The organism is Rothia sp. HMSC062F03 (genome assembly GCF_001836905.1).
In the GTDB taxonomy this organism is placed as follows: domain Bacteria; phylum Actinomycetota; class Actinomycetes; order Actinomycetales; family Micrococcaceae; genus Rothia; species Rothia mucilaginosa_A.
The window spans coordinates 103,424-115,883 of sequence record NZ_KV830882.1; the positions used below are offsets into that span (position 1 = coordinate 103,424).

10 protein-coding genes and 1 riboswitch are annotated in these 12,460 nt (G+C 64.4%); of the genes, 6 read left to right on the top strand and 4 right to left on the bottom strand.

The window, feature by feature from the left end; all coding sequences use genetic code 11:
* Nucleotides 1–81: 81 nt before the first annotated feature.
* Nucleotides 82–834 carry an alpha/beta hydrolase gene (locus HMPREF2674_RS04765; RefSeq protein WP_049343082.1) on the bottom strand — a complete coding sequence of 251 codons (753 nt, stop codon included), beginning with the start codon at nt 832–834 and terminating at the stop codon, nt 82–84.
* A 118-nt stretch (nt 835–952) separates the two neighbouring features.
* Between HMPREF2674_RS04765 and HMPREF2674_RS04770 the strand changes: the two genes are divergently transcribed.
* Nucleotides 953–1,414: a TipAS antibiotic-recognition domain-containing protein gene (locus HMPREF2674_RS04770; protein ID WP_239663119.1), complete on the top strand. Its 462-nt coding sequence runs from the start codon at nt 953–955 to the stop codon at nt 1,412–1,414.
* 129 nt (nt 1,415–1,543) lie between these two features.
* Here the strand turns inward: HMPREF2674_RS04770 and HMPREF2674_RS09595 are convergent, their stop codons facing one another.
* From HMPREF2674_RS09595 to HMPREF2674_RS04785, 3 genes are all read right to left on the bottom strand, one after another.
* A complete protein-coding gene (locus HMPREF2674_RS09595) occupies nt 1,544–1,894 on the bottom strand; it encodes a MerR family transcriptional regulator (protein WP_049332847.1) in 351 nt (116 codons plus the stop codon).
* Between the two features lie 345 nt (nt 1,895–2,239).
* The gene (locus tag HMPREF2674_RS04780) at nt 2,240–3,544 is read right to left on the bottom strand and encodes a homoserine O-acetyltransferase MetX (protein ID WP_084824429.1); all 1,305 of its coding nucleotides are present in this window, start codon (nt 3,542–3,544) and stop codon (nt 2,240–2,242) included.
* A 180-nt stretch (nt 3,545–3,724) separates the two neighbouring features.
* Nucleotides 3,725–5,071: a bifunctional o-acetylhomoserine/o-acetylserine sulfhydrylase gene (locus HMPREF2674_RS04785; RefSeq protein ID WP_049347137.1), complete on the bottom strand. Its 1,347-nt coding sequence runs from the start codon at nt 5,069–5,071 to the stop codon at nt 3,725–3,727.
* A 105-nt stretch (nt 5,072–5,176) separates the two neighbouring features.
* A riboswitch (SAM riboswitch) is annotated at nt 5,177–5,289 on the bottom strand.
* Between the two features lie 333 nt (nt 5,290–5,622).
* Here HMPREF2674_RS04785 and HMPREF2674_RS04790 point away from each other — a divergent pair.
* From HMPREF2674_RS04790 to HMPREF2674_RS04810, 5 genes are all read left to right on the top strand, one after another.
* Nucleotides 5,623–6,609, top strand: a complete 987-nt coding sequence (locus HMPREF2674_RS04790; protein ID WP_070824959.1) for an ABC transporter ATP-binding protein — start codon at nt 5,623–5,625, stop codon at nt 6,607–6,609.
* Nucleotides 6,606–7,466: an ABC transporter permease gene (locus HMPREF2674_RS04795; protein ID WP_070824960.1), complete on the top strand. Its 861-nt coding sequence runs from the start codon at nt 6,606–6,608 to the stop codon at nt 7,464–7,466. Before HMPREF2674_RS04790 ends, HMPREF2674_RS04795 begins: the two co-directional genes overlap by 4 nt.
* A gap of 1 nt (nt 7,467) precedes the next feature.
* A complete protein-coding gene (locus tag HMPREF2674_RS04800; RefSeq protein WP_070824961.1) occupies nt 7,468–8,298 on the top strand; it encodes an ABC transporter permease in 831 nt (276 codons plus the stop codon).
* 79 nt (nt 8,299–8,377) lie between these two features.
* The gene (rsgA, locus tag HMPREF2674_RS04805; RefSeq protein WP_070824962.1) at nt 8,378–9,598 is read left to right on the top strand and encodes a ribosome small subunit-dependent GTPase A; all 1,221 of its coding nucleotides are present in this window, start codon (nt 8,378–8,380) and stop codon (nt 9,596–9,598) included.
* 214 nt (nt 9,599–9,812) lie between these two features.
* On the top strand, nt 9,813–11,990 hold the full coding sequence (locus HMPREF2674_RS04810) for a S9 family peptidase (RefSeq protein ID WP_070824963.1): 2,178 nt from the start codon (nt 9,813–9,815) through the stop codon (nt 11,988–11,990).
* The last annotated feature ends 470 nt before the right edge of the window (nt 11,991–12,460 follow it).

Genomic DNA, 12,460 nt, shown 5'->3' on the forward strand with positions numbered 1-12,460 from the left:
GAGGACGATAACCGCCTTTCCAAACGGAACTACGCGTAAGCCCCCGAGTCGTCAGACCCGGGGGCTTTACGTTTAGTCGATTTAGGCGTCAGAACCCTCGGCGGTGCCGGTCGTCTCCGCAACCTTCTGCGCACGAATACGCGGCTCCTTACCCTGCACCTTCACCTCCAGGAACTCGCCCACGTGGCGAATCTCCATGGGGCCAACGCCGTGGCCGATACCGGCGTACAGCACCTTAATGCCGTCGGTGTACTTGCGGATCCAGTCGTAGGTGTAGTTCACCATCTCCTGCGGAATCACCGGGTCATCCTGGTCACGGCCGAAGAACACCGGCAGCTGGGTTTCCTTGAGCTCCTCGTCCTTGAAGTACGGCGAATCAGAATCTACCACGTAGCCGGACAGTCCCACCACAGCGGCGAACTCGCCGGGAGCGTGACGCACCATCGAAGTTGCGATACCCATGCCCTGCGAGAAGCCCAGCAGGGTCACCGAGGCGTAGGGCTCGCGGTTCGCGCGCACCCACTCCAGCACGTAGTCGCTCGCCTGCTCGATGGCGCGCTGGTCGGATTCGAGCTGCTGGTTCAGCGGGTACCACTGGTAGCCGATAGCGTCCGCAGCAATGTAGGCGCCGGTCGAGTCCGCGGAGAACTGGGTGCCGACCGGCTGCGGTGCACGCATGGAGGCGTAGGTGAAGTCCTCCTGCGGAAGGTGCGCCGCCAGGGACAGCAGGTCGTGCTCCTGGGAGCCGTAGCCGTGTAGCATGAGCACCAGGTGGGTGCCCGCGCGTTCGTTCTCGGGGCGGGTGTATTCGACGACGTATTTGTTTTCGCTCATGCACCCATCTTAGCGAGGACTCCCCCACAAACCTGTACCGCGGGTTCCGCCGCTAGCTTGACCCTCACCTCATGTGTGGCTCTACAGTGATAGAAGAACCAAACCTTTGGAGGATGCCATGGCACCTAAGAATAAGCAGCTCAGCGCTGCTGAGAAAGCAGAAATCATGGGCGAGGGGTTCAGCCTCACCCACCAGCAGGAAGCGCAGGAGCGTTACGGAAACACAGCCGACTGGGCCGAATATCAGCGCCGTACCGCGACGATGAACAGTGCCGACTGGCAGAACGGCAAACAGCAGGCCGAAGAGGTGGAACAAGCCCTCGTCGAGGCGTTCACCCGCGGCGTGAAGCCGGGCAGTGAGGAGGCGAACGCGCTCGCCGAGCGGCACCGCGCCTCCCTGTTCTTCTTTGAGGTCACCCCCGCCAAGCACGCTATTCTGGCCCGCGGCTACGTTGCCGATCCACGTTTCAAGGCCCACTACGAGAAGCTTGCGACCGGGCTGGCCGAGTGGCTGCGAGAGGTCATCTACGAGAACGCTCGAGCACACGGCGTGGACCCCGAGAACGCAGCCTGGGGTTAAGCCTTCGGGAAAAAGATGCCCGGTAGCTAGGCGCAGGCAGCCGGGCATAAAAATACGCCCGGATCCCCCCATTCGGGGAATACCGGGCGTTCCACGCTGCGTTGGCCGTCGCTACTAGCGGTATTCGTACTAGGCCGCATCGCCCAGTTGACGGCGATGCTCCTGAATACGGCGGTCTAGGTGCTCAAGATTCAGCTGCAATCCGAGAATTTCGTTTTCAATCTTCACTCGGGCACGTTCCATGACCTCGATGGAGAGGGCGTGGTCGTGCGGGTTGCTCAGAATAGTGCGAATGTCAGCAAGACTCATTCCAGCCTGTCGGCAAGTGGCAATAAACCGAGCCGAAGAAATGGACTCTTCGTCAAATACGCGATTTCCGTGAGCGTCTCGGGGCACCGCGATTAACCCCTCTTTTTCGTAATAACGCAGTGCGTGGGTGCTCACCCCCAACTGCTCTGCTACCTCTTGAATACTTGCCACGGATTACATGCTAGGAGGTTAGAGCGGGTCTAAAGCAAACTGAGCCGTCTTCTCTTTTCGGGCCCCAAAAAGCATGTTCCCGAGGATCTTGAGGCGGGGCACCGCGCCCCTTCCAGCGGAATATATTTACCTGACTAGTGCAAATACTATTTTTGGTGGAACGACCGCGTGCCGCCGATCCCTCACGTAGAAGGACCGGCGGCACGCGCTCCGTCATGAACGGTGTTTTACCGATGTTCTCACCTGGTGGAAGAGCCTATGACGACACTATGAGTACCCCCGGAGTTCCCCACCAACCGCGGAAATTCCGGAAAATCCTCCCCCGCCGAGGCGTCCCTGCGGGTTCTATGCCACAGTGCGGTACAGGCTCGTAATGGATTCGAGAGCCTCGCGCTCGCGAGTCTTCTCGTCCAGAGGCTCATCCTCGGCCGTGCCCAGGGCGCAAGCCAGGATGCGTTCCACCTGCTTTGCCTCGATGAGGAAGCCATCGTGGCCGTGGTTCGACTCGATGATGTTCACCTCGACCGGGTTGGGCAACGCCTCCGCCAAGCGATGCGACTCGTGCGGGAAGAACAGGCGATCGGTGTTCACCGCGGCAATCGTCCACTCGCAATCGGTGCAGGCCAGCGCCTGAGAGAGCGAGCCGCGACCGCGCGCCACATCGTGCGAGATGAGGGCCTCGTTGACTGCCAGGTAGCTGTTCGCGTCGAAGCGTTCCACCAGCTTGTTGCCGTGGTGATCCAGGTAGCTCTCGATGGCGTAGCGTCCGCGATGCTGGCCCAGCAAGCCGCCCTCAACGCTTTCTCCGCGGTTCTCCTCGCGGCCGAAGCGGTGCTCCAGCTCGGCGGGGCTGCGGTAGGTGGTGTGGGCGATGCGGCGGGCCAGGGCGAGGCCCGCGGTCGGCGCGGGGCCGTTGTAGTAGTCGCCGCCGGCAAAGTTCGCGTCGGAGCGAATCGCCAGGTTCTGCGTGTGCGCCCAGGAAATCTGTTCGGCGGTGGCCGAAGGACCGGAGGCGATGACCGCGCATCCGCGCACCAGCTCGGGGTTGGTTGCGGCCCATTCTACGGCGCGTGCGCCCCCGAGGGAACCGCCGATGACGTAGCGGAAGCTCGTGATGCCCAGGGCCCGGGCCAGACGCGCCTCGGCGCGCACCGAGTCGCGGATGGTGACGAGCGGGAATCGGGATCCCCAGTGCTCGCCGGCGCCCGGGTAGCCTTCGGGAATGATGCTGGCCGGACCGGTCGAACCGTAGCAGCCGCCCAGAATATTGGGGGCAACGACGAAGTATCGGTTGGTGTCGATGACCGCGCCGGGGCCTACGATGCCCTCCCACCAGCCGTCGGATTCGATAGCGCGGATGAGGGGCGCGGGCATATCCGGGGTGGGCACGCCGCGGGAGACATGCGTGTCGCCGGTGAGTGCGTGCAGGATGAGGATGGCGTTATCGCCGGTCTCGTTGAGGGTACCCCAGGTTTCGTAGCCGATGGTCACCTGCGGCAGGGTGATGCCGGATTCAAGTTCAAAGTCACCGATGGCCAGCTGACGCAGGTAGCCCTGCGCCTCGGGGTGTTCGGTGCGGGTGCCCGCCACGGGAATGGGGGCGGTCACGGGCTGGGTAGTACAGGTTTCGGGGGTGGTCTGAGCGGTCATGGGTCCCTCCGGTGGGTTGTGCAGAGCTGTCCGCGTCGCGGCGGTAAGAACGCGTCGGCCAGTTAGGGGCGGCGGGTCAGAAACGGCAAAGATAACGGATGCGGGGTAATCCCCCGCGGACGGGCTGAAGGGTGCCGGGTGGCGCCTCCTCGGCCCGTCCACGAGGGCGGGCCGCCGCGTTTAGGAGAGGGTGTCGAAGCCCAGCTGCAGGTCGGCGAGAATATCGTCGATATTCTCAATGCCGACGGAGAGGCGCACGAAGTTCGGGTACACGCCAATCTTCTCCAGCTCCTCGGCGGACAGCTGGGAGTGGGTGGTAGAAGCGGGGTGAATCACGAGCGAGCGCACGTCACCGATGTTCGCCACGTTGGAGTGCAGCTTCAGGGCGTCCACGAAGTCGCGGGCCTGTTCCAGGGTTGCGTCCTTGAGGGTGAAGCCGAGCACCGCGCCGGGGCCCTTGGGCAGGTACTTCTGGGCACGCTCGTACCAGGGGGAGGATTCCAGGCCGGCCCAGATGACGCGGTCAACCAGCGGGTTGGCTTCGAGCCAACGGGCGACCTTGGTGGCGTTCTCGATGTGGCGCTCGATGCGCAGGGAGAGGGTCTCCAGACCGATACCGATGTTAAAGGCGTTGGTCGGCGAGATGGCGGCGCCGGTGTCGCGCAGCAGCGAGACGCGCGCCTTCAGGATGTAGGAGAGGTTCGCACCGAAGGCGGAGTCCTTACCCAGATCGCGTGCGTAGACCAGGCCATGGTAGCCGGGGGCGGGCTGGTTGAACTTGGGGAACTTCTCGGGGTCTGCGCCGTAGTCGAAGTTACCGGAGTCAACGATCACGCCGCCGATAGAGGTGCCGTGACCGCCCAGGTACTTGGTGGCGGAGTGGACGACCACGTCCGCGCCGTGCTCGATGGGGCGCAGCAGGTAGGGGGTGGGTACGGTGTTGTCCACGATCAGGGGCACGCCGTTTTCGTGGGCGATCTTGGCGATGGGCTCAATGTCGAGCACGTCGTTGCGGGGGTTGGGCACGGACTCGCCGTAGAACAGCTTGGTGTTGGGGCGAACCGCGGCGCGCCACTCGTCGAGGTTGTCGGGGTCCTCAACGAAGGTGGTTTCGATGCCGAGGTCGGCGAGGGTGTACTTGAGCAGGTTGTAGGTGCCGCCGTACACGGAGGGCGAGGCGACCACGTGGTCACCGGCGCCGGCAATGTTCAGGATTGCGTAGGTGATAGCTGCCTGACCGGAGGCCAGCAGCAGCGCGCCAACGCCACCTTCCAGGGAAGCGATGCGGTTTTCGATAGCTTCCTGGGTGGGGTTGTTCATGCGGGTGTAAATGGGTCCCAGCTCGGCGAGAGCGAAGCGGTTTGCGGCCTGCTCTGCACTGTCAAAGACGAAGGAAGTGGTCTGGTAGATGGGTAGTGCCCGAGCTCCCGTTGCGGCATCCGGTGCCTGTCCCGCGTGAATCTGGCGGGTTTCGAACTTCCAACCGGCGGGGTTGGCGGGAGTCGGGACGGTAGTGTTGTTGCTCATGCGTGGCTCTCCTAAGGGGATAGTTAGGGGGCCGCATGCCGATTGGTACAGGAATCGTCGTTGAGTTGTCCTGTCACGATTGATGTACCGAATTCGGTCACATCGGTCCCGCGCTTGCGTCACGCTTGTGCGTGCCGCCCGGTCTTCACCCAGGGCACCCCACCGCGGAGGAGGGTTGCCGGCCAGCTAGCTGGGGCTTGTCGCTGGCGCTCTTGACCTGTCATTAGGGTGTCATAATCGGTTGCGCGGGGTCAAGAGTTTTAGGGGTGCGCGGCACTTTAAGACGCTTCATTGCAAACATGACGTTTTTTAACGTCTGTAACAAAAACCTGCCTGCAACAAAACGTTGGTGACGATGCCGGGGCAATCCGAGGGCTAGGCAATCGAGATGCGGAGGCGCCCCCACATAGTAACTCCCATCACTTTTACCTGGGGTTTTCGGTACACTGGGACTACGCATACACTCATGCGGGGCTTCGCGCACGTCGCCTACCCTTCCGCATACCCTTCCGGTGCAGAAGCCGGAAAACCGACCTCTAAGGTTATCCACCATGTCTCTCGTTCTCGATGCGGCACAGCTTAGCCGCATCTTTGGCACAGGCGAACGCGCCTTCACCGCCGTCGACCGCGTGTCCCTTCGCATCAGCTCCGGCGAGATCCACGCCCTCCTCGGCCCCAACGGCGCGGGCAAAACAACCACCGTGCAGATGTGCTCAACCCTGCTCACCCCCACCAGCGGCGCCCTCACCGTGAACGGCATCGACGCCATCGCCCACCCGCAGCGGGCACGCCGTCACGTGGGTCTCGCACTCGGCGGGGATAGCGGCTTCTACCCGCGCGCCAGCGCCCGCGACAATCTGCTCTTCTTCGCCGATGTTGCGGGGGTTTCCGGGCGGAGCCGGCGGCGCGAGGTGGACCACGCCCTAGCCCGCGTGGAACTCACCGATGCGGCGGCGCGACCCTTTCAGGAGTTTTCCCGCGGCATGAAGCAGCGCCTACATATTGCCCGCGCCCTGCTCGGCTCCCCCGCCCTGCTCCTGCTGGACGAGCCGACCAACGGGCTCGACCCCGATATCGCCCTGACCGTGCGAACCCTCATCCGCTCCCTCGCGGAAGACGGCACCGCCGTTCTGCTGACGAGCCACCTGCTCGGCGAAATCGAGGACCTGGCGCACACCATCACCGTGTTAGGCGCCGGTTCCGTCGCCGTGAGCGGCAGCCTCGAAGACATCGCCGCGCACGCCGGCATTGCCGCCACGACCGTGGTACAGGTCGAGGCCACCGCCACCGAGGGGCTTGATACGCTCCGCGGGCTCCTCGGCGATAAGGCTGCGGTGCTCTTCGCCCCGCGCGGTTCCGGCTGGGAGCTCACCCTCTACTGGCACGGCGAGCGCACCACGTTCGAGGCGGGAGAGGCGCACCGCATCCTGGCGGAGGGGCTCGCCGCCTCGAACATTGGGGCGAGGACCGAGCCCTACACGCGCCCGGCAACCTTGGAGGAGGCCTACCTGGCGATGGCGGAGGGGCTCAAGCGATGAACGTGAAGACGCGACGCTCGGAAGAGTCCCAGACCCGGGGCTGGCAGTATGATGCGCGGCAGGAGTGCGCCCGCCAGCTGCGGCTCATGGGATTTAGCCTGCGCCAGTTCCTGACGGTCCCGTACTTTATTCAGCTGCTTATCAGCACGGTGCTCGGGTCGGTCATCCTCCAGGCACTCGCCGTGCACGCGGCGGCGCAGAGCTCCGAGGGTCACTCCGTTGACCCGACCCTGGCGTGGACCCGCGCGGGCATCGTGGGCATGTGGTCGGTCTGCATCGTGTCTGCGGGCATTATCAATTTTGAGCGTTTCCGCGGAACCCTCGTCTACCTGTGTTCCGGGTCCATTTCTCCGGTGCGGGTGCTGGCGGCTATCGTTTCGAGCGCCTCCATCGTGGGTCTGGCGGCTCTACCTCTGTCGTGGGCGGTTTGGGCTCTCGTAACGCTCAATCCGCGGGTCACGGACTTTTCTGCGCTCTGGCCGCGCTATGTTCTGGGCGTTCCCCTGCTGTGGGTTGCTTGCCTGTCGGTTACGTTCATGATTGCGGTGTTCTTCGTGGCGACGCCGAACGCTATCGCCTACGAGGAGCTGCTCCTCGTGCCGGTATTTATTCTCTCCGGGGTTCTTTTCACGATGGTTGAGGCGCCTGCCTGGCTGGATGCCGCGGGCGTGCTCATTCCCCTGCAGGCGCCGGTGCACCTGCTACTGGGGCGCACCCCTATGAACACCCCGGCGGATGCGCTCCTGCCAGTAATTCAGACCCTGGTCGTGAGCTTCATCTGGGCGGCGTGCGCCTTCCTCTTTGCCCGGAGGGCTCTCGCCTCCGCCCGCCGTCGCGGCACCCTGGGGGCGATGTAGCGTGCGTGCTCTCTCTACTGATTCCCTGCCCGGCGTGGTGCGTCGGGCACTGTCTACCGCCTCTATTGGCTGGTCATCTTCTATTACCTTCGCAACCCTCGGAACGGCCATCACTACCCTGGTGCTCGTGCCGGGCCTCAACGTGCTTTTTACGGTGCTTTTGGGCGCCGACCTCGCCGCGAACGATACGGTGCGCATCGGCTGCGCGACCGCCCTGATTGCCACCCTCAGCTCGGTGGCCGCCGGCATTGTCGCGCGCGTTGCCACCGACCGGTGGATTGGCGTCTTCGAGTACGTGTGCACGGCCCGAGCGGTGGATGCGGGCTACTGGCTGGGTGCGGCGGCAGTGCCGGCCCTGTTGGCGTCCGTGACGGGTCTGAGCAATGTGGGCATCGTGTGGTTACTGTCCCTCACGGCACCCTCTACCGGGGCGGCTTCGGGGCTTCTACTGGGCGCCATTACGCTGATGCCGGTTGCGGTTTTGGGCGGGGTCTGCCTGGGTATTTTTGCCGCCGGCCTGGGCCTGTACCTATCGGATCCGTACACGGGATCCAATTTTCTGTCGATTATTCTGCCGGTCAGCGCTGGCGTGATTGTGCCGGTGAGCACCTACCCCGGCTGGCTTGCGTGGGTGTGTTCGTGGGTCCCCGGCTCCCGACTGGTGCAGGCTTTAGATACCTCTGGCGATATTGCGGGCGGCACCGCGCCGGATCTGTTCGCGCTCCTGGCGGTAGACACGGCACTGGCGGGACTCTACGCCGCGGCGGGGTTGGGGCTTACGCTCCTCGCCGCCCGCCGCATCCGCGCCGGCGCCCGCGCCTCGCTGCTATAAGGCGCATACCCGAGATAAAAAGAACGAACCTTTTAATCACCCGCTACCCAGGTGCTGCAACCAAGAAAGACCACTTCCATTGACTACCTCTCCCGCCGTGTACACGCTCGAGGCCCTCGGCTTCGACCCCTCCTGGCAGGGCGCGGCAATTCGCGCCGCGTTCACCCTCGACGGTACTCTCGAGGATTTCACCCTCGCCCGCGTCAGCGCCGTGCACCGCACCCGCTGCGAGCTACTGACCTGCGAGCGGGGCGAGCTCGTGAAGCTCTCCGCTCCCCTGCGTCCGGTCGAAAACGACTACGGCGGAGAGGAATACCCCGTCGTGGGTGACTGGGTGCTCGCCCAGCCCATCCCCGGAACCGGCGGTGAAACCCACCCCGCAGAGCATAAGCCCCTCGCGATTCTGCCCCGGCGAAGCTACCTCACCCGCCCCAGCGCCACCCGAGAATCCGCGGATCAGCCCGTCGCCGCCAACGTGGATATGCTCTGCATCGTTGAGCCGTGCTTCCCCGAGCCGTCCATCGGGCGCATTGAACGCTACACCGCCCTGGCGCACGCTTCCGGGGTGCAGGTCGCGCTGATTCTCACCAAGGGTGACCTGGTGACGGCCGAACAGCTCGCCGGCTACGAGGAATCCCTCGCGGGCGGCGTGGATGCGGTGCTCGCCGTCTGCACGGACAACGGCTACGACCCCGCTCCAGCGGCGGAGCTCGTCGCCGGACGCACCGCCGCGTTCCTGGGCCGTAGCGGTGCCGGTAAATCAACCCTGGTCAACACCCTGCTCAACCCCGGAGCCGACCCCCGCGAGGCCAGCTCAGAAAACCGGGTGCAGGCCACCTCCGCGGTCCGAGATGCCGACGGCAAGGGACGCCACACCACCACCAGCCGCCAAATGATTGTTCTGCCCGGTGTGGAAGGCTCAAGCGAAGGAGACTCGACCAACGCAAAATCAGCATCTGGCACGGTGCTGATTGACACCCCGGGCGTGCGAGCGCTCGCCGCCACGAGCGATAGCGCCGCAATTGACGAAACCTTCGAGGACGTCTCCAGCTACGCTTCCGCCTGCCGGTACAGCGACTGCGCCCACGGTTCCGAACCCGGATGCGCGGTGCAGCAGGCCCTCGCCGACGGCACCCTCGACCCCGAACGCTTCGAACGCTACCGCAGGATGATGGCCGAATCCGCGCGCCTGCGCCTGCGCTCCCAGGAACGCGAGTACCGGCAGAGCAACCGCGCCTTCACGAAGGCGAACAAGGCGGGCCGCCGCACCCTCATGTCCATTAAGGGGCGCTCCAACTAGCCGCTGGGCGCGCCCGTTCCGGCGGGGCTTCCACGAGCTGAGCCGGGCGGCTCCGCGCGGACCGCAATACAGTAGCCTCCCTCACTCTTCGATACACTAGAACTAGGCGTGCCCGCAGGCCCCGACACCCCGTCCGCCGAGCGTGCGGCGGGGAACCCGGCGCCTCCGGCACACACCATTCACAAACCCATAACTCAATGAAAGAGGTGGCAGCATGGCTGAACAGAACCTCACCCCGCCCGTACCGAAGAAGGTCGAGCACCGCCGCGAACACCACGGCGACGTCTTCATCGACCCCTACGAATGGCTCCGCGACAAGGAAAGCGAAGAGGTCCTCGACTACCTCAAGGCAGAAGCCGAGTACACCGAAGCCGTCACCGCAGACCAGCAGCCCCTCCGCGAGTCCATCTTCAACGAGATTAAGGACCGCACCCTCCTCGCCGATCTGACCGTTCCGAACCGCATCGGCGACTGGTGGTACTACAGCCGCATGGTGCCCGGCGGCCAGTACCCCGTCTTCTACCGCTACCCCGCCCTCAACGAGGGCGACGAGGTGGTGCGCTACACCCCGCCGACCGTCAAGCCCGGCGAGCCGCTCGAGGGCGAAATCGTCATCCTGGACTGCAACGAGTACGCCAAGGATATGGAGTTCTTCTCCCTCGGCAGCTTCCAGCCCTCCCGCAGCGGCAAGTTGCTGAGCATCTCCGTGGATGAGAAGGGCGACGAACGCTACGAGCAGCGCTTCCTCAACATGGAAACCGGCTCCTTCCTCGAGGACACCATCCCCAACATCACGGCCGGTTCCTTCTTCATCAACCACGCCGAGCAGCTCGTCTACATGGTCCCCGACGACTCCTGGCGCCCCTGGCGCGTGTACGTGCACGACGTCGGCCAGGGCACCGAAGACCACCTGATCTACGAGGAACCGGACAACACCATGTGGCTCGGCGCTGCCATGAGCTCCGACCGTTCCTCCGTGGTCATCACCAGCTCCAACTCCGAGTACACGGAGGTGCGCATCGTACCGACCCGCGAGCCCAAGGGCGAGCCGACCCTGCTCATCCCCAAGAGCGCGGGCATCGAATACTACGCCGAGCCGCTCAACATTGCCGGCGAGCAGCACCTGCTGATTCAGCACGACTACAATGCGCTGAACTCCGAGCTGGTCCTCGCAGACATGCCGCGCGAAGGTGAAAGCCTCGAAGAGTACGCCGCCCGCTGGGTGCCGGTCATCCGCCACAGCGAGCACGTGCGCCTGGAGGGCTTCACCTTCACTGCAACGCACCTGGTCGTCACCGCCCGCGCGGACACGACCACCCGCATCTTCCTCGCACCGCGTGAGCAGCTGCCCATCCAGTGGCGCCGCCGCCGACCCGCGGGCGTGACCTTCATGGAACCGGCCGGTTTCGACGAGGAGCTGTACACCGCATCCGTGCTGCGCGCCGAGAACTACTCCCCCGTGCTGCGCATCGCCTACACCTCGTACCTGACCCCGCGCCGTGTCTACGACTACTTCCCCATGTCGCAGACCCTGCTGTTGCGCCGCGAAACCCCTGTGCTCGGCGGCTACAACCGCGAGGACTACCGCGCTTACCGCGACTGGGCACCGGCGGCGGACGGCACGCTCATCCCGATCTCGGTGATTCACCGCGCCGACCTGGACATGAGCAAGCCGCACCCCGTCATCCAGTACGGTTACGGCTCGTACGAGTCGTCCATGGACCCGATGTTCTCCATCCCGATGCTGTCAATCCTGGACCGCGGCGTCATCTACGTCATCGCGCACATTCGCGGCGGCGGCGAGATGGGACGCTCCTGGTACCAGAACGGCAAGAAGCTCGCGAAGAAGAACACCTTCACCGACTTCGTGGACGTCACCAGCTACATTGCGGCTAAACCCTGGGCGGATGAGGCGCGTATCGGCTGCTACGGCGGTAGCGCGGGCGGCCTGCTCATGGGCGCCGTCGTGAACCTCGCCCCCGAAAAGTACGCTGCCTGCCTGGCTGCCGTGCCGTTCGTGGATGCGCTGACCACCATCCTCGACCCGGAGCTGCCGCTGTCGGCGATGGAGTGGGAAGAGTGGGGCAACCCGATTGAGGACCCGGAAGTGTACGCCTACATGAAGTCGTACACCCCGTACGAGAACATCCGCCCGGTCCGCTACCCGGCGATTGCTGCGGTGACGAGCCTGCACGACACCCGCGTGCTCTACGTGGAACCCGCCAAGTGGATTGCGGCGCTGCGCGAGCAGATTGACCCGTCCTCGCCGGTACCGCTGCTGAAGATTGACATGTCGGGCGGTCACGGTGGTGGTTCGGGCCGGTATACGCGTTGGCGTGAGATCGCGTGGGATTACGCTTTCCTGATGAGCAACCTGGGCATTACCAAGTAGGCTAAGGCGCGCCAACCGCGTATACCCTTCCGCATGCAGATTTGGTGCCTCGCGCGCTCGGAATCTGCATGCTCCAGTGCGTTGGCGCGAGATAGCGTGGGATTACGCGTTCCTGCTGACCAACCTCGGCGTTACTGAGTAACACCCAGCAATAGAGAATGCTCCTTCTATATCTTGAAGATATGGAAGGAGCATTTCTCGTTTAAGTACATTGTGTTGCTGGAGGGACGGTGTTCGTCCTCGTTCCTACAGGGGCACCCGCCCTCGCTTCGCTTCGGGCACCCTGATGTCACTACGGACGACACCGCCCCTCCACGCGACGCGCCAGGCCTAGCCGGAGCACAGGGTAGCTATACCCTCCGGAAGCGACATCAGGGTGCCGCCCCGGGCGCTCTCCGCCGCGAAGCAAGGAAGAGCGGAGCGTCCGGGTGCGGCGGGTGCCCCTGCAGGAGCGGAGGAAGGGTATAGCG

What these genes read in the sequence shown, in the direction of transcription:
- HMPREF2674_RS04765 (WP_049343082.1), bottom strand. Translation starts at nt 834, where the DNA reads ATGAGCGAAAACAAATACGTCGTCGAATACACCCGCCCCGAGAACGAA.
- HMPREF2674_RS04770 (WP_239663119.1), top strand. Translation starts at nt 953, where the DNA reads ATGGCACCTAAGAATAAGCAGCTCAGCGCTGCTGAGAAAGCAGAAATC.
- HMPREF2674_RS04780 (WP_084824429.1), bottom strand. Translation starts at nt 3,544, where the DNA reads ATGACCGCTCAGACCACCCCCGAAACCTGTACTACCCAGCCCGTGACC.
- HMPREF2674_RS04785 (WP_049347137.1), bottom strand. Translation starts at nt 5,071, where the DNA reads ATGAGCAACAACACTACCGTCCCGACTCCCGCCAACCCCGCCGGTTGG.
- HMPREF2674_RS04790 (WP_070824959.1), top strand. Translation starts at nt 5,623, where the DNA reads ATGTCTCTCGTTCTCGATGCGGCACAGCTTAGCCGCATCTTTGGCACA.
- HMPREF2674_RS04795 (WP_070824960.1), top strand. Translation starts at nt 6,606, where the DNA reads ATGAACGTGAAGACGCGACGCTCGGAAGAGTCCCAGACCCGGGGCTGG.
- HMPREF2674_RS04810 (WP_070824963.1), top strand. Translation starts at nt 9,813, where the DNA reads ATGGCTGAACAGAACCTCACCCCGCCCGTACCGAAGAAGGTCGAGCAC.